The 23406-nt window shown below is 68.0% G+C and carries 24 protein-coding genes and 1 pseudogene; 18 read left to right on the top strand and 7 right to left on the bottom strand.

Features of this window, described 5'->3' with window-relative positions; all coding sequences use genetic code 11:
- Positions 1-61: 61 nt before the first annotated feature.
- Together JNB_RS12740 and JNB_RS12735 are read left to right on the top strand one after the other, a co-directional pair.
- Positions 62-1099 carry an acyl-CoA desaturase gene (locus JNB_RS12740; protein WP_009776900.1) on the top strand — a complete coding sequence of 346 codons (1038 nt, stop codon included), beginning with the start codon at positions 62-64 and terminating at the stop codon, positions 1097-1099.
- Between the two features lie 28 nt (positions 1100-1127).
- Positions 1128-1316 (top strand): hypothetical protein, encoded by a 189-nt coding sequence (locus JNB_RS12735; RefSeq protein WP_040883792.1) that lies wholly within the window; start codon positions 1128-1130, stop codon positions 1314-1316.
- 7 nt (positions 1317-1323) lie between these two features.
- Here JNB_RS12735 and JNB_RS12730 read toward each other — a convergent pair whose 3' ends face one another.
- Positions 1324-1938, bottom strand: coding sequence for an NADPH-dependent F420 reductase (locus tag JNB_RS12730; protein WP_009776899.1), 615 nt, complete (start codon positions 1936-1938; stop codon positions 1324-1326).
- 138 nt (positions 1939-2076) lie between these two features.
- Between JNB_RS12730 and JNB_RS12725 the strand changes: the two genes are divergently transcribed.
- Positions 2077-2739, top strand: a complete 663-nt coding sequence (locus JNB_RS12725; protein ID WP_009776898.1) for a TetR/AcrR family transcriptional regulator — start codon at positions 2077-2079, stop codon at positions 2737-2739.
- Here JNB_RS12725 and JNB_RS21950 read toward each other — a convergent pair.
- From JNB_RS21950 to JNB_RS21940, 3 genes and pseudogenes are all read right to left on the bottom strand, one after another.
- Entirely contained in the window at positions 2703-2894 is a 192-nt protein-coding gene (locus tag JNB_RS21950) for a hypothetical protein (protein WP_040883791.1), read from the bottom strand. The two genes, JNB_RS12725 and JNB_RS21950, sit on opposite strands and share 37 nt — an antisense overlap.
- Positions 2891-3613 (bottom strand): ATP-binding protein, encoded by a 723-nt coding sequence (locus JNB_RS21945; protein ID WP_237700765.1) that lies wholly within the window; start codon positions 3611-3613, stop codon positions 2891-2893. Before JNB_RS21945 ends, JNB_RS21950 begins: the two co-directional genes overlap by 4 nt.
- A gap of 144 nt (positions 3614-3757) precedes the next feature.
- Positions 3758-4171, bottom strand: a pseudogene (locus tag JNB_RS21940) (AAA family ATPase); the annotation flags it as partial.
- Between the two features lie 334 nt (positions 4172-4505).
- Between JNB_RS21940 and JNB_RS12710 the strand changes: the two are divergent.
- From JNB_RS12710 to JNB_RS20555, 14 genes are all read left to right on the top strand, one after another.
- Positions 4506-5156: a LemA family protein gene (locus JNB_RS12710; RefSeq protein ID WP_009776895.1), complete on the top strand. Its 651-nt coding sequence runs from the start codon at positions 4506-4508 to the stop codon at positions 5154-5156.
- Between the two features lie 42 nt (positions 5157-5198).
- The gene (locus JNB_RS12705; protein ID WP_009776894.1) at positions 5199-6419 is read left to right on the top strand and encodes a toxic anion resistance protein; all 1221 of its coding nucleotides are present in this window, start codon (positions 5199-5201) and stop codon (positions 6417-6419) included.
- Positions 6420-6425: 6 nt separating this feature from the next.
- The gene (locus JNB_RS12700) at positions 6426-7013 is read left to right on the top strand and encodes a hypothetical protein (RefSeq protein WP_040883789.1); all 588 of its coding nucleotides are present in this window, start codon (positions 6426-6428) and stop codon (positions 7011-7013) included.
- Complete coding sequence (locus tag JNB_RS12695) at positions 7010-8629, top strand: AAA family ATPase (RefSeq protein WP_009776892.1); 1620 nt, start codon at positions 7010-7012, stop codon at positions 8627-8629. The genes JNB_RS12700 and JNB_RS12695 overlap by 4 nt, the downstream gene beginning before the upstream one ends.
- Positions 8626-9948 (top strand): hypothetical protein, encoded by a 1323-nt coding sequence (locus JNB_RS12690; RefSeq protein WP_050766620.1) that lies wholly within the window; start codon positions 8626-8628, stop codon positions 9946-9948. Before JNB_RS12695 ends, JNB_RS12690 begins: the two co-directional genes overlap by 4 nt.
- A complete protein-coding gene (locus JNB_RS12685; protein ID WP_009776890.1) occupies positions 9945-10919 on the top strand; it encodes a glutamate ABC transporter substrate-binding protein in 975 nt (324 codons plus the stop codon). The genes JNB_RS12690 and JNB_RS12685 overlap by 4 nt, the downstream gene beginning before the upstream one ends.
- On the top strand, positions 10916-12064 hold the full coding sequence (locus JNB_RS12680; RefSeq protein ID WP_009776889.1) for a hypothetical protein: 1149 nt from the start codon (positions 10916-10918) through the stop codon (positions 12062-12064). Before JNB_RS12685 ends, JNB_RS12680 begins: the two co-directional genes overlap by 4 nt.
- Complete coding sequence (locus JNB_RS12675; protein ID WP_009776888.1) at positions 12061-14385, top strand: serine/threonine-protein kinase; 2325 nt, start codon at positions 12061-12063, stop codon at positions 14383-14385. Before JNB_RS12680 ends, JNB_RS12675 begins: the two co-directional genes overlap by 4 nt.
- A complete protein-coding gene (locus JNB_RS12670; RefSeq protein WP_009776887.1) occupies positions 14382-15605 on the top strand; it encodes a protein phosphatase 2C domain-containing protein in 1224 nt (407 codons plus the stop codon). The genes JNB_RS12675 and JNB_RS12670 overlap by 4 nt, the downstream gene beginning before the upstream one ends.
- A complete protein-coding gene (locus tag JNB_RS12665) occupies positions 15598-16878 on the top strand; it encodes a VWA domain-containing protein (RefSeq protein WP_009776886.1) in 1281 nt (426 codons plus the stop codon). Before JNB_RS12670 ends, JNB_RS12665 begins: the two co-directional genes overlap by 8 nt.
- Positions 16875-17654: an FHA domain-containing protein gene (locus JNB_RS12660; protein WP_009776885.1), complete on the top strand. Its 780-nt coding sequence runs from the start codon at positions 16875-16877 to the stop codon at positions 17652-17654. Before JNB_RS12665 ends, JNB_RS12660 begins: the two co-directional genes overlap by 4 nt.
- A gap of 126 nt (positions 17655-17780) precedes the next feature.
- On the top strand, positions 17781-18407 hold the full coding sequence (locus tag JNB_RS12655) for a hypothetical protein (protein WP_050766619.1): 627 nt from the start codon (positions 17781-17783) through the stop codon (positions 18405-18407).
- Between the two features lie 505 nt (positions 18408-18912).
- Positions 18913-19302, top strand: coding sequence for a hypothetical protein (locus JNB_RS12650; RefSeq protein ID WP_009776883.1), 390 nt, complete (start codon positions 18913-18915; stop codon positions 19300-19302).
- Positions 19299-20303 (top strand): uracil-DNA glycosylase, encoded by a 1005-nt coding sequence (locus JNB_RS20555; RefSeq protein ID WP_050766618.1) that lies wholly within the window; start codon positions 19299-19301, stop codon positions 20301-20303. Before JNB_RS12650 ends, JNB_RS20555 begins: the two co-directional genes overlap by 4 nt.
- A 48-nt stretch (positions 20304-20351) precedes the next feature.
- On the opposite strand, the gene JNB_RS12640 is transcribed toward JNB_RS20555, so the two are convergent.
- Positions 20352-21362: an intradiol ring-cleavage dioxygenase gene (locus tag JNB_RS12640; RefSeq protein ID WP_040883785.1), complete on the bottom strand. Its 1011-nt coding sequence runs from the start codon at positions 21360-21362 to the stop codon at positions 20352-20354.
- A 141-nt stretch (positions 21363-21503) separates the two neighbouring features.
- Here JNB_RS12640 and JNB_RS12635 point away from each other — a divergent pair, with 141 nt between their 5' ends.
- Positions 21504-21791: a DUF1905 domain-containing protein gene (locus tag JNB_RS12635; RefSeq protein WP_009776880.1), complete on the top strand. Its 288-nt coding sequence runs from the start codon at positions 21504-21506 to the stop codon at positions 21789-21791.
- Positions 21792-21999: 208 nt separating this feature from the next.
- Here the strand turns inward: JNB_RS12635 and JNB_RS12630 are convergent, their stop codons facing one another.
- Entirely contained in the window at positions 22000-22401 is a 402-nt protein-coding gene (locus tag JNB_RS12630; protein WP_009776879.1) for a hypothetical protein, read from the bottom strand.
- Between the two features lie 71 nt (positions 22402-22472).
- Positions 22473-23300, bottom strand: a complete 828-nt coding sequence (locus JNB_RS12625; RefSeq protein ID WP_040883783.1) for a hypothetical protein — start codon at positions 23298-23300, stop codon at positions 22473-22475.
- Positions 23301-23406: the final 106 nt, after the last annotated feature.

Raw genomic sequence — 23406 nt, 5'->3', positions numbered from 1 at the left:
ACCGCGAACTCACTCCGGCGAGTGACGACCCGCAGCGTTGGTCGTGCCTACGTTCGCAGGCATGTCGAACAGTGCGCATGCCCAGACTCCGTCGACCCGCGAACGCAAGGGGTCCGACTTCACCGAGCTGTCCCGCCGGATCAAGGCGGCTGGGCTCCTCGAGCGCCAACCCGCCTACTACGCCGTGCGGGTGAGCCTGCTCGCGCTGGTGAGCGCTGGCCTGATCGCGACCTCGATGACGTTGGGCGCCTCGTGGTGGCAACTGGCTGTGGCCGCGGTGCTCGCGATCCTGTCGGGCCAGTTCGCGCTGCTGGCGCACGATCTGGCGCACCGCCAGATCTTCCGGACGGGGCGGCCCAGCCAGTTCTGTGGGCTGATCGTGGGCAACCTGTTGCTCGGGATGTCCTACGGCTGGTGGATGGACAAGCACACCCGGCACCACGCGAATCCCAACCACGAGGAGCTCGACCCCGACGTCGCCCCGGACCTCCTGGTCTGGTCGCAGAACCAGGCGCGCAACAGCACGGGTATCGCTCGCCGCCTCGCGCCACTGCAGGGCCGACTGTTCCTCCCGCTCCTCACGCTGGAGGGTCTGAACCTGCATGCGTCCGCTGTGCGCGCGGTGTCGAAGCCCGGCCTGAAGAACCGTGGGACGGAGGCGGCGCTGCTCGTCGCTCACGCGGTGGCGTATGCCGGTGCGTTGCTGTTGGTGATGTCACCGGCCCAGGCGCTCGCGTTCGCGATCGTGCACAAGGCGCTGTGGGGGTTCTACCTCGGTGCGATCTTCGCTCCCAACCACAAGGGGATGCCGACGATGACCGGCGACGACAAGCCGGACTTCCTGCGCAAGCAGGTGCTGACCTCACGCAACGTCACCGGAGGGGTGCTGGTCGACGTCGCACTGGGCGGCCTGAACCATCAGATCGAGCACCACCTCTTCCCCAGCATGGCGACACCGCAGCTGCGCAAGGCCCGCCCCATCGTGAAGGCCTATTGCGCGGAGATCGGTGTCGACTATGCGGAGGCGTCACTCGTGAAGTCGTACGCCGAGGCGTTGCGTCACCTGCACCACGTGGGTGCACCGCTGCGCGACAGTTGATCCGGGGTGGAACGAGCAGAACGGGAGTATGCCGCCCGCTCGAGCGGGCGGCATACTCACCTCAGTCGTGGCCGAACCGCTGCTGCGCAGCCTGTCGCGAGGTGTTGAGCGCGGCTCCGATCACCGTCCAGGAGTCACCCGCATCGCGCGCGGTTTGCACGGCGTCGGTCAGTTCTTCCTCGGCCGACTCGATCGTCAGGCGCGCGGCGACGGGTGACCTGAGCTCACGCGACCTGGGTGGCCAGGGCGAGGTCGAAGCCCGCGCCGTTGCGTGCCACTCCCACGAGGAGGAGACCGGCCCATTCGAGGGCGTGAGCCATGCTGAGCGCGCCCGCGTCGCGGGGCCGCAGGTTCAGGCTCTCCATGAAGGCCGCGACCTGAGCCTTCGCGTCAACGCTGTCGCCGGCGAGGAAACCGTCGACGTTGCCCTGCTTGAGGACGCTGCTGAAGAGGGTGTTGAAGGCCTTCACGACCTCCGCGCTGTCGGGGGCGGCCGCGGCGATCTGCTCGGCCACGGAGTTGCCCGCGGTGGTGTCGAGTCCGCTGCCGTCGGCGTTGAACGGGTTGGTGATGTCGACGAGGATCTTGCCGGACAGGGCCTCGCCGAAGTGCGTGACGACGTCCACCGCGGCGCCGGCCAGGACGGCCAGGATGACGATGTCGCCCGCCGGTCGCGACCCGTAGGTGCCGACGGTTGTTCCTTGGCCGATCTGGTCGGCGAGGGCCTGGGCCTTGGCGGCCTCACGGCTCAGGAACTCGACCGTGTGGCCCTCCTCGACGGCCCTGGTGCCGATGGCGGTGGCCATGTTGCCCGAACCGATGATGCTGATGCTTGTCATGATGAACGTGCCTCCGTGATGTGGCGGTGCGTCCGGGTGAGTGACCCGTCCGGTGTTGCTCCGTTGCTCCCAGGTAAGCGGAGGGGTGCCTCAATCTATTCCGGAGGGATGCCTCGACTTTCGCGGTAGGCTGCGACGGTGAGCCAGAGCGAGGTGGAACAGGGGCGCCGCCCCTTGCGTCGCGATGCTCGGGAGAGCCGCGACAAGCTCATCGCCGCAGCGCAGAGCGAGTTCGCCGCGCGTGGTGTGGATGCGTCGCTGGAGAAGATCGCGCGCGACGCCGGCGTGTCGATCGGCACGCTCTATCGCCACTTCCCGGCGCGCCTGGACCTGCTCATGGCCGCCCTGAGACCGCGACTCCAGGAGTTCGTCGACGGGGCCAATGAGGTTCTGGCGATGGACGATCCGTGGACAGCTTTGGTCGCCTACCTGGAGCACTTGTTCGGCATGCAGGTGGGCGATCGAGGGTTCAGCGACTTCCTCTCCCGCCGCTTCACCGACAACGCGGAGACCGAGCGGATGCACGACGAGATGTGCGACCAGATCGAAGGCGTGCTCACTCGAGCCCAGGATGCCGGGGCGGCCCGCCCGGACATCGTCCTGGCCGACATCGTCAACCTCATCTGGGCGACCGGGCGGATCATCGATGCCACCGGCACCACCGCTCCGGACGCCTGGCGACGCAACCTCCACCTCATGCTCGACGCGTATCGAGCTGAGCGAGCGCATCCGATTGCCGAGCCGCCCATGACATCGGAGCAGCTCTACGACGCGATGGTCCATCTCCGCGACGCGAGGTAGCGCCGACTGGTCAGGCTTGTCGTGTCGAACTCAGCCTTGAGCCGGGCGACGAGAATCGCACCACCAGTGGGTATGCCGGTGGGCTGGCTGTCGCAGAAGAGCATGAGTTCCGGTGTGGCACAGCGGTCGTCACCGCCGACACCCGGCGTGATCACGGGACAGGGCGCCAGAGGCGATCCACCGGCATGACGTGGATCCGTTCTTCGTAGGTGTAGGACCGAGCTCCGGTGCTGAACGCGATCCCGGCGATGAGCCGGTCCCCCAGCGCCGCACGCAGGGTACGAAGTCCCTTCAGGTCGCTGCCAGCGACGCGCTCGTTGGCCTTGATCTCAAAGGCGAGGATCCGCCCGTCGTCGAACTCCATGACGCAGTCGACCTCATCGCCGTCGTGGGTTCGCCAATGCCCGACAGTCACAGGCTCATCCAGCCAGGAGGCCTGTTTGCGGAGCTCGCCGACGACAAAGGTCTCCAACAGGTTTCCGAACTCGGTCAGAGCCGTTGGATCCAGGCTTGCGAGTTTGTCGGGGCTGACCTTGAGCAGCCTGGCAGCCACCCCGGAATCAACGACGTGAACCTTGGGCGAGGCAACCGTGCGGGCTCGCAGGGTCTTGCCCCACGCCGGGAGTCGCTCGATGAGGAAGAGGTCCTCCAACAGTCGGGTGTGCTCCTCGGCCGTCGTGCGGGCAAGGTCGAGACCTTGGCTGGCAGCAGACAGGTTGAGAACTTGGCCGGTCCGGCCGGCCAATCGTCCCAAGAGATCTCGGAGCACCTGTCGTTGGCGGATGCGGGCGAGTTCGAGCGCGTCGCGCTCAATGGACTGCGTGATGTAGTCGTCGAACCACCGATTGCGGGTGGCGCCGACTGGGCGCCGCAAAGCGAGAGGGAAGCCGCCTGAGCAGACCCGTGCGACGTAGTCCGCCCGCGTCGTGCGGGAGGTTGGGTGTGCTCCGACGGCTGACACAGGGTCTGCGTGAAGTGCAGGCAGCAGGTTTTCGACGGTTCCGTCAATCTCGCCCTGGGACAACGGCCAGATGGTCATCGCATGTAGACGTCCGGTCAGTGCTTGGGCCGTCCGGGGTAGTGCATCTTGACGAGTGGATCCTGTGAGAACCGCTGTCCCCGGCTGGGCACCCTCACGATTGAGCCGGGCCTTGAGCGCATCGAGCACAACTGGGGCGTGTTGGTATTCGTCGAGGCACAGGGGGGTGTGCTCGTTGACCGCTGAGGCAGCGTTGCTGACCACCGCGTCCCTGGTCGCTGGGTCGTCCAAGTCGATGACGGGGACGCCGTGGGCTTGAGCAAACGTGGTCAGGATCGTGGACTTGCCGACAGAGCGAGGCCCGTGAAGGGCGATGACGGGCTCAACCTCGGCCCTCTCCGTCAGCAGCGGGCTGAGGCGGCGCTCGATTTTCTCCGCTGGGGGTCCGCTCATGGAGCGAAACTACCACCAAGCGCGATGTTTTCCGTAAAATTGGAGGATGTTTCACCGTAATATTGGAGGACTTCTTAACGCACAACTGGAGAGCCGGAAGCCGGGAAATTTGAGGCCAGGCTCGACTCCAGGGGTTCCTCGAAGGTGCTCATCAGACCGCTCGGGATGGACGACCCGTGAGCAGCCTTCGCTGACGGCTACTGGGCCGAGCAGGCGCATCCCCTTCCCGAGCGGACGTCGTCACGCGGACGTATGCCGCGCGAACCCGGTACGAGTCCGTGCGCCACGCATAGGATCGAGCTCGGACAGGTCACCTACTCGCAGGGGAGCCCACGTGATCCCGCTCATCGTCGTTCTCGTCATCGTCGTGCTGCTCGTGCTCGTCGCGGTCGGGATGTACAACGGCCTCATCAAGCTGCGCAACCTCGTGCAGGAGGCCTGGCGCCAGATCGATGTCGAGCTCACGCGTCGGCACGACCTCATCGGCAACCTCGTCGAGACGGTCAAGGGCTATGCGGCGCACGAGCGCGGCACCCTCGAGGACGTCGTCAAGGCGCGCAGCCAGGCGATGGCGCCGAACCAGTCTCCGGGCCAGCAGGCCGAGAGCGAGAACATGCTGAGCCAGGCGCTCGGCCGACTCCTCGCGATTGCCGAGGCCTACCCGGACCTCAAGGCCAACCAGAACTTCATGGCCCTGCAGCAGGAGCTGACCAGCACCGAGGACCGCATCGCCTCGGCCCGCCGCTACTACAACGCGACGGTGCGTGACCTCAACACCAAGGTCGAGACGGTTCCCACGAACTTCGTCGCCGGCATGTTCGGCATCAAGACGGCTGAGTACTTCGAGGCCGTCGGCGAGCAGCGCGAGGCCCCCAAGGTCGACTTCGGTCAGCGCGACACGGCCATCCCACCGCCGCAGTCCCAGGTCGGGGTCGACGAACCCCAGCCCGAGCGTCAGTCTCCGTCCGAGCAACCGCCGGCCTGACCGGCATACGCGAATCGTCCACTCCCACAAGGAAACCCACACATGTCAACAGACGAATCCGCAGCCGTCGCGCCGCTCCAGCCGCCCGACCAGACCCTCACCCTGATCGCGCCCGAGGCGCCCAAACAGGTCGTCGAGACCCAGGCGCCCAAGATGGCGCCCCAGGTGAGCGCGGAAGCCGTGCCCGGGCTGGACGCCAAGGTCGAGTCGTTCATGGATGCCCTGACCACGGCCGCGCCCCGCAGCCCGGAGTTCGCCCAGCAGGCCGACAACGTCCGCACCATGGGCGACGCCGACATCAGGCGCGCGGCGGAGACGTCGAACCGGCTGCTCGACAAGCCGGTCCAGGCGCTCAAGGAGGGCGCACTGTCGCAGGGGAGCAACGTCGGCAAGACCCTGCTCGAGCTGCGTCGCACGGTGGAGGACCTCGACCCGGGACGGATGACCGGTGGCCGCAAGCTGCTCGGGATGATCCCGTTCGGCGACAAGGTCACCGACTACTTCCGGCGCTACCAGTCCGCCCAGACCCAGCTCAACGGCATCCTGCACAGCCTGCGCAGCGGCCAGGACGAGCTGACCAAGGACAACGTCGCCCTCAACCTGGAGAAGACCAACCTCTGGGCCGCGATGGGCCGGCTGAACCAGTACATCTACATCGCCGAACGCCTCGACACCAAGCTCGCGGCCAAGATCGCCGAGCTCGAGCTGAGCGACCCCGAGGCCGCCAAGGCGCTGTCCCAGGACGTCCTGTTCTACGTGCGACAGAAGCACCAGGACCTGCTCACCCAGCTCGCCGTCTCGATCCAGAGCTATCTCGCGATCGACATCATCATCAAGAACAACATCGAGCTGATCAAGGGCGTCGACCGGGCCTCGACGACCACGGTCTCGGCCCTTCGGACGGCGGTCATCGTCGCCCAGGCCCTCGGCAGCCAGAAGCTGGTCCTCGACCAGATCTCGGCGCTGAACTCCACGACGTCGAGCATGATCCAGCGGACCTCCGAGATGCTGCGCGACAACTCGGCGCAGATCCAGGAGCAGGCGGCGTCCTCGACGATCGGGGTGGCCGAGCTGCAGGCCGCGTTCCAGAACATCTACCAGACCATGGACTCGATCGATCAGTTCAAGCTCAAGGCGCTCGACACGATGGCCCAGACGATCGGGGTGCTCGAGACCGAGGTGGACAAGTCCAAGGACTACCTCGCCCGGGTCCAGAACCAGGACGCCCGCGGGACCCAGAACCTCGATCTCGACGGAGCCTGAGCGGCGGTGGGCCTTCGGGACTGGCTGCGCGGGGCGCCCGACCCCCCGGCCTCCAGCGTGCCCGCCGCGCCCACCGAGGCCGACATCCTGGGCTCCCTCGATCGGGTGTCCGCGGCGCTCGTCGAGGGCAAGGCGTCGCCGCTCATCGGGTTGCGGGTGGCCCGGATCGACCGACTCGTGCGAGCCACGCTTCCGCGTCTCGCGGCGCTCGGGCTGGGCAGTGCCGATGCGTATGCCGTGGTCGCGACGGCCACGAGCTATCTCCCGGAGGCGGTGGCTGGCTACCTGCGGCTTCCGCGCGACTGGGCCGACACGCGGCCGATCGACGCCGGCCGGACCGCCCTGATGATGCTCGTCGACCAACTTGAGCTGCTCGGCTCGACGATGGACAAGGTGCTCGACGCCGCCAACCGCTCCGACGCCCAGGCACTCATCGCGCACGGCCGGTTCCTCGAGGCCAAGTTCGGTGCACCCAGTGGTGGCGGCGTCCTCGAGGTGCCCTCGGGAACTCCCCTGCCCAGCCCGTCGTCTGACAGATCACCACAGTCTGGATCACCACAGTCACCGTCGACCAACAGCCTTGACCTGGAGTGAGCGACCCCATGACCAACCCGGCCAGCTCCAGCCCCACCCTGTCTGCCGCCCTGGCGTCCCTGCTCGAGGTGGCCCTGGCCGCCGGCGTGCCGGAGCCCGATGCCCGCGCCGAGGGTGAGGCGCTGGCGGCGACCGTGGCCGAGGCGGCCACGGGCGCATGGGTCGACTGGGTTGCCCAGACCGGCGGCGACCGGTCGGCGGAGGACTTCACGGCGGCTGCGTCCCGCGGCCGCCGGTGGCGGTCGACACCCACCCCGACCCTCGCCCGACTGGCAGCCGAACGCTCAGGTGAGGCACCGGCATACGCGAAGGCTTTGGCTCTGGTCTGCACCGCAGGTGCCGGTCTGGGGACACCGACGACCCAGACCATCGGCAACGCCTCGCAGGCCGCCGCCGCCCAGCTCGGCGCCTTCCAGCCCACGCCGACCCCGCAGACTCCGGTCGCGACCTCGCCCAGCCAGACCGACGAGTTCACCCGCGGGGTTCGCGGCCTCTGGGGCGAGGTCATGGGTCAGCTGGACACCCTGCGCACCCGCACCGAAGAGGTCCGCGCGGGCTCGCCGTTGGACCTCGACCCGCAGGCCGACCCGTGGGGTCCGGGTGCCTTCGGCGACCTGACCGGCCCCCGTCCGAGCCAGCCGAGCCAGCCGAGCGGGCCGAGCGGGCCCACCGACGCCAGCGGCCCCAACGACACCGCGACGGCAGGTGAGCCGCCGGAGCAGCCCGCCCCCGAGCCGGCGAAACCGGAGGAACCGCAGAAGTCCGTCGAGGAGCTGCTCGCGGAGCTCGACGCCCTCACCGGGCTGGCCGCCGTCAAGGCCGAGATCCACCGCCAGGTCGCGGTCCTGCGGATCGAGGCCAAGCGCGCTGCCGCCGGTTTGAAGACCCCCGACCTGACCCGGCACCTCGTCTTCACCGGCAACCCCGGCACTGGCAAGACGACCGTGGCCCGGCTCGTCTCCGGCATCTACCGCGCCCTCGGCCTGCTCTCTAAGGGCCAGCTCATCGAGGTCGACCGCGCGGAGCTGGTCGCCGGCTACCTCGGGCAGACCGCGATGAAGACCCAGGAGGTCGTGAAGTCCGCGATGGGCGGCGTCCTGTTCATCGACGAGGCGTACTCCCTCGCTGGCGACCAGTACGGCACCGAGGCCGTCGACACCCTCGTCAAGGAGATGGAGGACAAGCGCGACGACCTCGTCGTCATCGTGGCCGGCTACCCCGTGCCGATGCAGTTCTTCATCGCGCAGAACCCCGGCCTGGCCAGCCGTTTCCGGACGACGATCGACTTCGTGGACTACACCGACGACGAGCTCGTCGCGATCTTCTGCGGCATCGCGACCGGCGGCGACTACGACGTGACCGATGCCGTCGAGGCCCGATTCCGTGAGCTGCTCGGCGAGCAGGCCCGGGACGCGTCCTTCGGCAACGGCCGCTATGCGCGCAACGTCTTCGAGGCCGCCGTCGGTCACCAGGCCTGGCGGTTGCGGGAGATCGACGAGCCCACCGTCGAGCAGTTGCGCTCCCTGGAGGCGGAGGACCTGTCTGACGGACCTCCACCGGTGGGGGCCGAGTTGTTGCAGACTGAGCCGAAGCCCACGGGGGAGGAGGCGTCATGAGTCAGTCCGCAGGAGTCGCGCAGGCAACAACGACGACGGCGTATGCCGGTGTGCCGGCTCCCGCTGCCACGGCACCTTCCGCTCCGGGTGCCGTGACCGGCCGGCAGACCGGCGCCAGCAGGACCACCTCCACGACGCCCGGCTGGCTGGCCCAGTGGCGTCTGGTCATTGCCGCCGTCTGCGTCCTCGCCTCAACCCTCACGGCGCTCATGCTGTTGAACACGTGGCAGGACACCCGAGCGGCCTCGGCCGACACCGCCCAGCTCGTCCGGGTCCAGACCATCAAGGTCAACCTGTTGCGCGCCGACGCGCTCGCCACCAACGCCTTCCTCGTCGGTGGGCTCGAGCCGGCCGAGCAGCGCGCGGCCTACGACAGTGCCCTGGTCGAGGTCGAGCGCACGCTGACCGATGCGGCGCAGGCCCAGCCGGCCGACCGGGCAGCGCTCGCCGCCCTCAACGAGGCCGTCCTCACCTACACCTCTTCGATGGAGCTGGCTCGGGCCAACAACCGGCAGGGGTTCCCGGTCGGCGCCGCCTACCTCAACCAGGCAAGCACCGGACTGCGCAGCACCGCCCTGCCGCTCGTCGACAACCTCGTGACGGCCAACCAGCAGCGTTCCCGTGACGCGATGTCGCCACTGCCGTGGATCCTCGTCGTCCTTCCCGGGCTGCTCGCCCTCGTCGCGCTCGGCTGGCTCAACCAGCAGCTGGCGCAGCGGTTCAGGCGCCGGTTCAACGTCGGGATCGTCGCGGCCGGGGCAGCGACCTTGGTCATGGTCGGTCTCGCCGCTGTCGCCGCCGGCAACCAGGGCTCGGAGGACAGCAGGTTGCTCAAGGGTTCGTACGCAACGGTCGTCGACGGAGTCATCGCCCGCAGTGCCGCCAACGACGCGAAGGCCAACGAGTCGTTGCGCCTCATCTCCCGAGGCAGCGGGGCGACCTACGAGAAGAAGTGGGAGGCCGCCGCCGCGACGATCGTCGACAAGACCTCCGGCGAGGCCCTCGGGTCGGTCGCGGGCCAGTGGAGCACCTATGCCGCGGCGCACGCCAAGATCGTGGCCCTCGACACCGAGGGCAACTGGGACCAGGCAGTGGCGGCGGCCACGAGCTCGGCCAGCGGCAGCTCGACCGCCGCCTTCAACGCCGTCGATGACTCCCTGCGCAAGGTCGTCGATGCCGCCGGCAACCGCACCACGGACGACCTGGACAGCGGCCGGTTCCTCTTCCTCGGCCTCCTCATCCTCGCCCTCGTGGCCGGCCTGGCCGGAGCGGCCGCCGCCTGGCGCGGGGTCACCACCCGGATCGAGGAGTACTCATGAGGCTGACCCGGGTCACCGCACCCCTCGTCGTCGCCGCAACCGTGGCCCTCGGGCTCGGAGCGTGCTCGTCGGTGGCGCCCACCCCACTGCCCAAGGCGGCGCCCTCCGCATCGGTCACCGCGGGCAAGGCTCCGACCGCACAGTCGTGCACCAACGCGGTCCAGTCCTATGCCCCGGACGGCGCCCTGCCCGCCCCGAGCGGCATCCCGAGCGCGTCGACGATGGGCAAGATCAAGGCCCGTGGGCGGCTCATCGCGGGCGTCTCGGCCGACACCCGGCTGCTCGGCTCACGCAACCCGCTCCTGGGCAGGATCGAGGGCTTCGACATCGACCTCGTCCAGCAGATCGCGGACGCCATCCTCGGCCCCAACGCCAAGGTCGAGCTTCGGGTCATCACTGCGGCCGACCGGCTTCCCGTCCTGCAGAACCACCAGGTCGATGTCGTCGTCCGCAACATGACGATCACCTGCGACCGGTGGAAGACGATCGCGTTCTCCGCCGAGTACTACCGCGCGGGCCAGAAGATCCTCATCCGCAAGGGCTCGACCATCACCGGCCTTGCCTCGCTCGCGGGCAAGCGGGTCTGTGCGCCGACCGGCACCTCGAGCCTGGACAACCTCGTCCGGCTTGCGCCGAAGGCGATCGCCGTTCCCGCGACCACCCACACCGAATGCCTCGTCAACCTCCAGCAGGGCAAGGTCGAGGCCATCACCGGTGACGACACGGTCCTCGCCGGGCTCGCGTCCCAGGACCCGTATGCCGTGGTGCTGAGTGAGAAGGCGTTCACCGCGGAGCCCTACGGCGTCGGCATCGCGGCCGACCAGGTCGACCTGGTCAAGTTCGTCAACACCGTCCTCGAGAACGACCGGACGTCGGGCGACTGGACGACGTCCTACAACACCTGGCTCGCGCCCGAGCTCGGCAAGGGCACCGGCCAGCCGGCGCCGTCCTACGGTCGGCCGACACCGTGAGCGACGTCCTCGCGCCGGTCGCTCCGGGTGGACTGGCGCAGCGGCCCACTCCTGCAGCAGTTCTGGCCTATCTCGGCGAGCTCGACGCCTGGGTCGCCGGACGGCGGGCCGAGCTCGACGACATCGACCGGGCAGCGCTGACGTCGCCACGACACCACGAGGTCTCCGGCGATGTCGTCCTCTCCATGGCCCTGTGGAAGTCGGTGGCCGATCGCCGCGACCAGCTCGAGAAGGCGTTCGCTGGCGGTCGCGTCGACGCCAGCGACCTCGACCGGATCGCCGTGCTCATCTGGGGCCGGCTCGACAGCGCGGCGGCCACTGCCGCTGGCGCCATGGTCTCGGTGCCAGAGGCGTGCCGCCTCTCCGATGCCCTCGCCGGTGCGCTGCGGGCCCGGCTCGGTCTGGCCCCGGCGGTCGAGGAGAGCGCCCGTCGGCTTCGCTCGTTGCGTGCCCAGCTCGACCGGCTGCACGACCAGGTCGCTCTCGAACCCCCCACCAGCCGGCCCACCGCCCAGCGCCAGCTCGACGCCCTGACCACTCGGGTCGCCGACGTCGGGGTCCGACTCGAGCGGGGTGGCGACGTCGGTGGACTCCTTGGTCCGCTCGAGAACGACGCCTCCCGCACCGAGCGTGACCTCATCGTCGGTGGGGTGCAGCGCCGTGAGGCTCGTGACCAGTTCGCTGCGCTCGAGCGGGTGCGCGCCGACCTCACCACCCGCGAGGCCCACGTCAGCGCGTTGGCCGATGAAGCCGTCGCCACCGTTCTCCCGGCCCCGCGCAACGCCGTCCCCGACGTCTCCCTGCTGGGTGCCGCACCGACAGACCCGGGTGCGCTCGCGGCATACGGGGAACGTCTGGTCCGTGTCGGTCAGGCGATGGACATTGCAGAGCAGCGGTATGCCGCTGCGCTGGCTTCCCGGTCTTCCCTCGCCGACCGGCTCGCGGCCGCCCAGGTCAAGGCAGAGGCGACCGGCGTGAGCACCCAGCCCGATGTGGTTGCCGCTGCTCGGTTGGCGCAGGACCTGCTCGACCGGAGGCCTACCCCGGTCGCCGTGGTCGAGCACCTCGTGGGTGCCTATCTCGCGTGGATCGATCTCGCCGGGCAGTCCGCACCGGTGAAGCATGCTGGGAGGACCGCCTCGTGAAGTGTGAGCAGCCCGGATGCTCGGGCACCGTCACCGACGGCTACTGCGACGTCTGCGGGATGCCGCCGTCCGAGCTGGCCTCGGCCGCGACCGGGGCATCCTCGGCGCCCGCGGCGTCCGACGGCGCGAAGTGTGCCCAGCCCGGCTGCTCGGGCACGATCGCCGACGGCTACTGCGACGTGTGCGGGACGCCAGGCGGAACTCCCGCCAGCGATGCTGGGTCCGTGCCCGCGGGGGTCGCCGGCACGGCCTCGACTGCCTCCACGTCGCACCGGATCCAGTCGGCAGCGATCGGCTCGCGTCGCGCCGGCTCGGGCTCGACGGCGACCCGCCGGGTCGGGTCGTCCCGGACCCGCGCCGCCCGCCTCGGAGCGGGAATCACGACGATCCCGCCGGCGCGCGCCATCGACCCGGCCAAGGCCGTGCAGACCAACCCCTCGGTGCCCGAGGACAAACGCAGCTGCGCCAACTGCGGTGCGGCAGTGGGTCGTTCGATCGACGGCCAGCCCGGGAGACCGGAAGGGTTCTGCCCCAAGTGCGGCACGGCATACTCCTTCACGCCCAAGCTCAAGTCCGGCGATCTCGTCGGAGGGCAGTACCTCGTCGCCGGTGCGCTCGCGCACGGCGGACTCGGCTGGATCTACCTCGCGCGCGACCGCAACGTCTCTGACCGCTGGGTCGTCCTCAAGGGCCTGCTCAACTCCGGCGACAAGGACGCACTGGCCGCGGCGATCGCGGAGCAGCGGTTCCTCGCCCAGGTCGAGCACCCGAGCATCGTCGAGATCTACAACTTCGTCACCCACGACGAGGCCGGCTACATCGTCATGGAGTACGTCGGCGGCGAGTCGCTCAAGCAGCTGCTCAAGGAGCGGATGCGAGCCCACGGCTCCTACGACCCGTTCCCCGTCGACCAGGCCCTCGCCTACATCGTCGAGATCATGCCGGCCTTCCAGTACCTGCACGACCTCGGGCTCGTCTACTGCGACTTCAAGCCGGACAACCTCATCCAGGTCGGTGACGCCGTCAAGCTGATCGACCTCGGCGGGGTGCGCCGGATCGACGACGACGACTCGGCGATCTACGGGACGGTCGGCTACCAGGCACCGGAGGTCGCCGAGTCGGGGACGTCGATCGCCTCGGACGTCTACACGATCGGCCGCACCCTCGTCGTCCTCACGATGGAGTTCAAGGGCTACCAGTCGACCTACCTGTCGAAACTGCCCGACCCGGCGACCACCCCGGTGTTCCGCGACCACGACTCGTTCTACTGGCTCGTCGCCAAGTGCTGCGCTCCTGATCCGGCCGACCGGTTCGCCTCCGCTGACGAGCTGCGAGCCCAGGCTCTTGGAGTGCTGCGCGAGGTTGTCGCCGCCCGCACCGTGGGCACGAGCACGACCTCCGCCGCGTCGGTGAGCTTCACGACCCCGGCGGTCTCCACGGCCCGCATCGACTGGAACCAGCTGCCGTCGCTGCGCCCCGACACGACCGACGCGCAATACGCCTGGCTGGTCAGCCTGGCCCCCGGCGAACCCCAGGAGCGGCTCGCCGACCTCGCCAAGGCGCCCGAGGCGACGGCCGAGGTCCACCTCGCCCGCGGCGCGGAGTACCTCCTCGACGGCAACGGCTCGGCGACCAAGGAGCAGGCGGCGCAGCTGCTCGCCCTCGACCCGTGGGACTGGCGGGCGCTGTGGCTCCAGGGGCTCGCGTCGCTGCAGTCCTCCGACTGGGCGGATGCGCAGGCGTCGTTCAGCGCTGTCTATCAACAGGTTCCCGGCGAGCTGGCACCCAAGCTGGCGCTCGCCGTCGCGTGTGAGGCGGGCGGTCAGGGTGACGTCGCCGAAGGCCTCTATCGCACGTGTGCCCAGACGGACGCTGCTTATGTCGCGCCCGCGGCGTTCGGGATCGCCCGGTTGCGGGCGGCGGCCGGCGACACCGATGGCGCGGTGAAGGCGCTTGACCTCGTGCCGTCGACGAGCCGCGGTTATGGCGAGGCCCGCCGACTGCGCGCCGACGTCCTGCTGGCGGGATCCGACAAGGACCTCGGCCGGCTGGGCCAGGCGCTGACCAGCGTCGACGGGGTGCGGCTCGACACCGTCGAGCGTGAGGGCCTCACCGCCCGGATCCTCGAGAAGGCGATCGCCATCGTCGGCGAGACCGGACCACAACCGTTGAACATCGGGCCGTATGCCGCCCAAGACGAGACCCTGCGCACCGCGCTCGAGGCGAGCTATCGGGCGCTGGCCCGCGAGGCCGGCACCCGCGAGGAGCGGATCGCCCTCGTCGACCGCGCCAACACGGTGCGCCCCTGGACGAGCACGTGACCCAGTTGCCGGCGCCCGCCGAGGCGACTCCGAACGACCCTGCTGACGGGGCTGCGCAGGCGGCCCAGGCTGCTCGGTCGGCCTGCCCGTCGTGCGGGGCCACGTTGGCGGCGGGTGCCCAGTTCTGCGAGGCGTGCGGCGCGAGCGTCGCTGACGTCTCGGCTGCGGCTGCGGATGGGGCAGGTCCCGAGTCGCCCCTCGACGATCTCAGCCCGATCAGCACGCCGACAAACCGCAACACGTCCGCCTCTGCGCCGCCCACGGTTGCTGGTCCGCGTGCCTGTGCCAGCTGTGGCTCGCCGGTGGGCGACGACGGGTACTGCACGGTCTGTGGCTCCAAGGCTCCGTCGGAGCGCGACCACTTCGAGGACGCACCGGCTCCGTGGGTCGCCGGGGTCTGCGACCGCGGCATCAAGCATCACCGCAACGAAGACGCGATGGCGCTGTATGCCGAGCCGACTCAGGGCGGGCGGGCCGTCCTCGTCGTGTGCGACGGCGTCTCCAACTCCGACGACTCCGACGTGGCGTCGCTGGCGGCAGCGCGTGCCGCCCTCGACGTGCTGCGAGCGCCACTGCCCAAGGGCATCGGTGGTGCGACCAGTGCCGATGCCGCAGCGACCCGGGTGCTCACGTTGGCGGCCGCTGCCGCCAACACCGCGGTCATCGCGAACACCGAGCCGTCTTCGCCGCGACCCGCGTCGTGCACATTCGTCGTCGGCCTCGTCGACGGGGCAACGCTGCGGTGCGCTGTCATCGGTGACTCCCGTGCCTACCTGCTCCCCGACGCGGGCGGCGGGACCCAGCTGCTCACCGATGACTCGATGGCCCAGATGCTCATCGACGCCGGGCACCCTCGGCTCGAGGCCGAGGCCTCCCCGCAGGCCCACGCGATCACGAAGTGGCTCGGCTCCGACAGCCCCGACGTGGTGCCTCGGGTGGTCACCGTGACGGTTGACCAGCCGGGTTGGCTGCTCGTCTGCTCGGACGGCCTGTGGAACTACGCCTCGGAGCCGGCGGCACTGCGTGCACAGATCGACGCGGCAGGCACGATGGAGCCGCTCGCCCTCGCCTCGGCCCTGGTGGCCTGGGCCAATGCGCAGGGCGGTCAGGACAACATCACGGTCACGCTGGCCCGGGTCGGCCCCGTGCCGGTGGTGGAGGCGGTCATCGAGCCGGTGGTGGAGAATCTCACGAACGACGAAAGGCAGATCCATGGCTGAGTTCACCGCGGCGGTCTACCAGAACGAGTTCCTTCCCGACGGGGGCACCGACGTCAACGCGATCGTCTCGGTCACGTGCTCGGGTGCCGGCGTGGCCGGTCAGGGTGGCTCGGCAGCAGCTGGGGAGATCATCATCATCGACACGTCGGGGTCGATGGGTGTCGAGTCGATGGAGGCCGCCAAGCAGGCCGCGACGGCCGCGCTGGCCGAGATCGTCGACGGCACCTACTTCTCCGTGATCTCGGGCAACGGCGCCGCCTTCCTCGTCTATCCGAACGTGACGAGCGGGCCCGCCATGGTCCAGATGACGGCGACCTCACGCGCCCAGGCGTCCGCGGCGGTGGCGCAGCTGCGAGCTGGCGGCGGGACCGTCATCAGCACCTGGCTCGACCTCGCCGGGGTCGTCTTCGGTTCGGTGCCCCAAGTGCAGCAACGCCACGCGATCCTGCTCACCGACGGTGAGAACAACGAGGCGCCAGAGGTGCTCCAGGCGGCCACCGACCGGGCCACCGGCTACTACCAGTGCGACTGCCGAGGTGTCGGCGTCGACTGGAAGGTGGCCGACATCAGGCCGATCGCCCAGGCACTGCTCGGCACCATCGACATCATCCCGGCGCCCAGCCAGCTGCGGGCCGAGTTCCAGGCCATCATGCGCACGTCGATGTCACGCGGTGTCGCCGACGCCGAGCTGCGGGTCTGGGCTCCGCAGGGCTCAACGGTCGTCTTCGTAAAGCAGGTCTCCCCCACCGTCGACGACCTCACCGGTCGCCGTTCGGTGGTCAACGACCTGACGGGTGGTTATCCGACCGGCGCGTGGTCCGACGAGTCCCGCGACTACCACGTCGCCATCCGGCTGGCAGCCAAGGCGATCGGCCAGGAGCAGCTGGCCGCGCGTGTCCAGGTGGTCGTGGGCGACGAGGTCAAGGCGCAGGGCCTGGTCAAGGCGAAGTGGTCCGACGACTCCGCCCTGACCACCCGGATCGACCAGCAGGTCGCCCACTACACGGGCCAGGCCGAGCTCGCCCAGGTCATCCAGGAGGGCTTGGCCGCCAAGGCGGTCGGCGACGAGGAGACCGCGACGACCAAGCTCGGTCGCGCCGTGCAGCTGGCTGCCGAGACGGGCAACGACGAGGCGACCGCCAAACTGCGCAAGGTCGTCGACATCGAGGACGCCGACGCCGGCACGGTCCAGCTCAAGAAGGCTGTCGAGAAGGCCGACGAGATGGCCCTGGACACCGCGTCGACGAAGACCACCCGGGTCCGCAAGCCATGAAGTGCCCCAGCGGCCACGACTCCACGGCCACCGACTACTGCGACATCTGCGGGGCGGCCATGAATGCCGACGGCGCCCCGACCGGCGTTCACCCTGCTGCGGAGGGTGCGTCCGGCGAGGCTGGTTCGGCAGGCGACCCTGCCGCCTCCTCCTCTCCCTCGGACACCCCGGCCGCCGCCCCGGAACCGGAGTCAGCGACGCGGCCGTGCCCCAACTGCGGAGGACCCAACTCACCCGACGCGTTGTTCTGTGAGGTCTGCGGCTACGACCACACGACCGGCACTCTCCCGCGTGGCGCAGACAGCTCCGCAGCGGCTGCCCCTCCGGTTGAGGCACCAGCCAACACCTCCAAGGACCTTGCCACGCCGTGGGTGGCTGAGCTCTGGATTGACCCCGCTTGGTACACCGCTCAGGGCAGCTCGGACCCGCTGCCGAGCCAGGGTCCGCCGGCGGTCTTCGCCCTGCGCAACACCTCGCTTCTCATTGGCCGCGTGTCGAACAGCCGCGGCATCCACCCCGACATCGACTGCGGTGTCGACAACGGCGTCAGCCGGCGTCACGCCCAGCTGACGACCGACGGCACCCGCTGGTGGGTCGAGGACCTCGCCTCGTCCAACGGCACCTACATCGGCGACTCGGTCGGCGACCTCCCCACGACGTCGATCCCGACCGGCCAGAAGCGCGAAGTCGACGCGGACGACCGGATCTACGTGGGCTCGTGGACCCGGATCGTGCTCCGCCCGTCCAGCGACGACGAGATCTCCGCCCTGGCCTGACGAACAAAACGGTGAGTATGCCGCCCTCGAGCGGGCGGCAGGCCAAACGTTTTGGGCGAACAGGAGTGTCGTTAGAGAGTTCACGGGCATCCTTGTCATAGCGAGCGTCGTGACGGAGGTGATTCGGTGCCTGTAGGGGACTGTCAGCGTGCTTTCGGAGCGGCGGCGGCCAAGGACGGCCTGCACCTTGATCTGGCGAAAGTGCCGTGGATCAATCAACGTGGTCACTTGGGCCTTCCACCTGAGGCAGTGGACGTACGGAGCGCGCTGGAAAGGATCTTCATCGCGCTTGGCGGAGATCTTGCTGCACAAGCTGGGAAGCGGTCGACGCCGCTGCAGGGTGACTTCGTGGATCCGAACACCGGGACCTTCATCGAGATTGACGAGAGCCAGCACTTCACGTCTTTTCGAGCGACGTCGCTCATGCTCTATCCACGCGGGGTACTCCTAGGTTTCGACTATGCGGGCTACGTGGCGTTATGTGCCCGGTTGGCACCTCGCTCGGACCGGTACCGAGCCTCCAAGGCAGCCGTGGGCTTCGGTGCAGGCGGACGCCAAAGGCAGCGGGCCTACCACGATGCCCTGCGTGACCTTCTCGCACCGGCGTTCGGTCAACCCCCAGTCATCCGCATACCTGTTCTCGATGGCGGTGGGGCTGCCGCATACGCCCGCGAAAGAGACCAGATTCGGGAACGCCTCAACACCGTTGTTGATGGTGGTGTGAGCCAGAAGGCTGCTGATGACGAACGCTGACAGGCTCCTCAGTGCCCTTCGTGCGAGCGATATCCCGCTGGACGATGACGCACTTGCCCAGCGGTGCGAGATTTCTCCGCGGCAACAGGTCAACCAAATCTGTCGACGCCTGGAGGCTCAGGGCCTCCTGAGCCGCAGGGTCGGGCCTTCAGGAAAATTGGTCAACGCGATCCGCGACCCGCAGGGTCGGGTTTGTCTCTGTGGTTGTGGTGGGTCCACCAAGGGCACTTATCAGCCCGGGCATGATGCCAAGCACGCCGCCAAGTTCGCTCGGTCACTGTCGACCGGTGCTGCTTTCACAGAGCTGGAGCGAGAGGAGGTTCTTGGATGGCTGCCGAGTGATGCACTCCGCGCCAAGGCCTTGGCCATCGCCTCAAGCGCGGCACCTCAAGTCTCACCACCGCGGCAGTCGACGGAGAGCCCGACGGCGCCTCAGGCCCCGCCAGGAGTACCTCCGTCAGTCGCGGCTGGAAGTTCACATGAGCAAAGAAACGCCGAGCGAGTGATGCTCGATTTGCTCGGGGCACGCCTTGACACGAGCCTGAACCCTCGCCGATTGACTCATCCTTCGGGCGCGTTCGTGGAGGTGGATGGGGCAAGTGAAGATTTGCGCGTCCTCGTCGAATGCTGGGCGCATCAGGGCCCGGCCAAGGTGGCCCAGAAATACAAGCTCGTCAACGATGCGACCAAACTTGCGTGGATCGCCAAGAGCTTGGAGAAGCGCCCGTACCGTCTGATCCTCTGCGTCTCCGATGAACTGGCAGTCGCCCACCTGAGAGGCCGCTCCTGGCAGGGCGCGGCCATCAGAGAGTTGGGTGTCGACATTGAGGTCGTCGAGCTCCCACCGGACGTGGTCAGAACGATCCGAGACGCGCAGACGAGGCAGTATCGATGACACCCACCCAAGCTCAGATCCACTGGGCCCACACCTACAACGGCTACGAAAGGCTTGGCGCGTCGCCGGGACATCTTGAGAAACTCCTGCGCTCCGCCCGCAGCTCGTGGAAGGCGAATGACCGGGTTCCAGAGTGGTGTGGCGTCGACTTTCTGCGTGGGTGGGCCTTCTACTTGGTTCTGGCCGACAGGCACGCTGGTGGCGGCACGTTTGGTGATGAGTGGGCCGATGTCCTCGACCGACTCAGGGAGCATCCGTCGGCCCACAAATCAGATCGGCCACCCGCGAACCTGTCACCGGCTGTCCTCTCGTTGCCGACGGAATTCTCATCAGCCCCGAAGATGCACAAGGACTCGGCCTTCCTTGCTGCAAAGCAAGCCAGGTGGGGGGAGGACCACGTGGCACCGGTGAATCAGTTCGTTGACCAGATCCGTACGGAGATCGCCGAGGAATGGGCGACGGAACATGGCGAAGATGCGCCACCTGTCTTTGTGCCGTACGTCGACCCCGACTCGGGAGGGGTGAGCGCCAGAGTCCTTTTCCTCCTTGAGTCCCCTGCCGGGCCGGCTGCGCTCGGTTCCCGAATGCTGTCGGCTGACAACGACGACGAAACTGCTAAGAACGTATGGCTTGGGTATCAGGACTCCGGGATGCCTCGAACCTTCGGCCTACCTTGGAATGCCGTGCCTTGGTACGTCGGGGATGGCAAGAAGAACAGATCCGTGACTTCCGCTCAGGTTGAACGCGGACGCCGCTACCTTCAAGAACTGCTCGAGCTGGCACCGGAGATTCGCGTGATATTGGCACTTGGCCGACGGGCTCAAGCGTCGATCGCCCCGGACGAGCGAGACCTACGGGCTCGGGGCATCGAGATCATCAAGGCGACACATCCCAGCCCGATACCGGCGGCGTCCACGAGAGGTCGGTCCTTGCTGGAGTTCAATTCGGCCCTGGCAACGGCGTATGGGATCGCGCGCGACGGGTCGCCTGGCGACCGCTGATCGCTTGCGTTGATGCTTCAGGGGATTGCCTTCTGGCGAGAAGTACGGTCAGTTCGGTGGTGAGGACGGTATTTCGCCCGCGGGAGGCTGACCACCCGATGGGGGCTGACCACCCGATGGGGGCTGACCTCCTGCGGGCGGCTGGCCTCCGCCGCCCATGCCGCCGCCGGCGCTCGGCGTGGTGGCGGTGTCGACCTTGACGGCGAGGGTCGCGGCGTATCCGTTGGTGATGTCGCCGGTGAGCGTCGGCGTCTGCAGGGCGATGCTGTCGGCGAAGATCATGTCCTTGTCGACGGAGCCAATGGCCGTGAGGTTCCTGGTCGAGCCGGCGTATTCGGCGCGTTCAAAGATCGGCGTCAGCATCTCGATGGGGAAGGCGACCTGCGAGGTGGCGATGACGTTGTCGACGTCGGTCGCCGACGCGAGGTCCGGGTAGACCTCGAAGTGGATGTGCGGCCAGCGGCCGGTGTAGCAGCCAGGGACGATCGTCGTGAAGCTCACCTTGCCGTCGGCGTCGGCGACCTGGACCCCGCGCAGGAACGTCTCGTTCTCGACGCCCTGCGTGTACATGGAGTACTGGCCCTTGGCGTCGCACTGCCACGCGTAGACGGTGGCGCCCTCGAAGGGCTTGCCCTTGGCCATGTCCGTCACGACGAACGCCATCGTCAGCGCCACACCTTCGGCGGTCGTGCCGCCGTCCAGGCTGGAGCGGATGTCCTGCCGTTCGATGCCGGACTGCTCGAGGACGTTGAGGTCCTGGGTGCCGTCGGCGGGGTACGGGCCGTTGGTCTCCTCGGGGATCTCGCCGGTACTGGTGGTGGCGGCGCCCGTGGTCGAACTCGTGCCGGTTGTGGTGGTCGTGCCGTCGGCGCCGCAGGCCGCGAGAGTGAGGGTGCCTGCGCCAAGTCCCATGACGCTCAGCATCCGGCGACGGGAGAAGAGGGTTCGCGCGTCGAAGGCCGCGCCCTGGTCCACGACCTCGTCCTGCGGACGGTTGAGAAGACGACCTTCGTATGCCGGCCCGCTGGCGGTTTGCTGCGGCTCTGGACTGTGACTCATGTGGACTTCCTTCACGACTGGTTCGCGCTGACTGGAAGGACTGTGCCGGGTCGGCCTACGCGTTCGGTCTGCGAATCCTGTGCTCAGGCTGTGGTGGCGGATTCGTGGGGCCGACCGGGGGCCGGTGCGTAGCATCCGAGGATGCGCTTCCAGTTTGTCGCCCCGCTGTGGGAGTGGAGTGCGCAAGGCGGGTGGTACTTCGTCACCCTGCCCACAGATGCCGCCGACGAGATCGCCGAAATCCCGCGCGCCGCAAGGGCATTCGGGTCCGTGCGAGTGCGCGTGACCGTCGGTGCGACGACCTGGTCCACGTCGGTCTTCCCCGACACGAAGATCGGCAGCTACGTCCTGCCGGTGAAGAAGGCAGTCCGTTCGGCCGAAGGCATCAAGGAAAGGCGATGCCGTCAACGTAAGCCTCGATATAGTTGACGCTTGATTCGCGCAGGTCAGGGGATAGCGAACGACAGGCGCGCTCGGTCCTGACTTCGATCCATCAACAGCCCGCCAGCACGTCCGGTCAATCGCTCGGCGCCGAAGCTCCACGAGCGGCACGGGAACGACGAAACCATGGGTGGCCTCACGGCATACATGCGGTCGCGTCACGCTGAGGTGGTGGCCAGCGAGGGGGTAAACACGTCTAGTTGGCGCGGGAGCTGACGTTCCACACGACGCAGTTAAAGAGTTCCCATTCGACGAAGTCGGGTGTCGCTCCGGCCTGTCGCCATCGATCCGTGCTGGGTGTGGGTAGACGGCCGTCACGATCCACGGCTGCGAGCGCGTCGTCACGTGTCAAGACTCGAAGTCCGATGTCTGCCACGCGAGGAGCGTCGGGGATTCTGACCGTGAGGATGTGGTGGCCCGCTGTGGGTTGGTCTGAGTAGGCAATTTCGACGTCGCCATCCCTTGCTGTGATGACGTTTCCCTTGAGCAGGTCACGAACTTGCTTCTCCAGCCCGAAGTGGCCCAGATATGCGAGGCGGGCATTCCACTCCACAAGCGGGTCGATGAAGTTCTCGGTCGTGATGCCCCGCCCCATCATGCCCCCGCTCGTTTGCTGACCATTTGGGATGCATTGAACCACGAGCAGAGGTTCGAGACGCGCCTTTTCGGCTAGTCCTCCACCACTTCGACGACTGCACTCTTCGACAGGATGAGCAGTTCATCACCGCCGAACTCGACCTCGACAGCGCCGCCGGACTTGTATCGGATCTTGTCGCCCTTCTCGACCAATTTCACCCTTCCCGACCCGCTGACCGCGAACTTGCTGCCAACCTCGACTACTTCAGCGAACCGGTCCAGTTTCTCTTTGCCCGCGACCTCCAGAAGTGCGGCCGGCCTCCACAGGGATCGCGCAATCAACTGATCCGTTGCACCGATCTTCAGTTGCGGGCGAAATGGGTTAACCTCCACGACTGAGTGTTTCTCCCAAATCTTCTTGGCCGAAGGGCGTGTCTTAGGCGGCATGAGCCGCCTAATTGCCGCTTTGGCCGTCGGGGGAATGTGCCCCCACCCCGCATGGACTGTGGATCCTCGAAGCTCATGCGTGATGTGAGCCAGCGTGCTCGTTCGTTCCGTGTTCCAGACCACGAACATCTCGTCCCTTGCTGGCTCAGGCGCCGCATCCAATGAGTCTTCAAACGCGACATGCTCCGCCTGGCTCGCCTCGGGATGGAGGCGCTCAAATTCGGTCAGCGCTACCTCTCGGGCTCGGAGTCGATCGATTTCGTCGTCGGCGCTATAGGGCTGGAGTACACCTAGGGCCTTGTTGTCCCGGGTTACCAACAGCCGCTCACCCGCCGCGGCCCGGTTCACGAAGGCGGAGGGCGACCCTTGGTTGACAGCCCGCGCTGAGAGCGTGTCCTCTTCCGTTCCGCCGTTGATCGCGAACTGCACTAGCAAGGCCAGGTCTGCGGCGCTAGCAGGTGCGATAGAGGCCACCACTTGACCTTGTCTGGAGACGAGCACGCGACGGCCAACCTCTAGCGCGTCAAAGATGCGCGAGGATTCTGCCTTGAAGCGACTGATGGGGACTGGCCCGTAGTCT

This window comes from Janibacter sp. HTCC2649, assembly GCF_000152705.1.
In the GTDB taxonomy this organism is placed as follows: domain Bacteria; phylum Actinomycetota; class Actinomycetes; order Actinomycetales; family Dermatophilaceae; genus Knoellia.
Note: the sequence above shows the minus strand (reverse complement) of the source record. Positions and strands in the feature narration are given on the sequence as shown.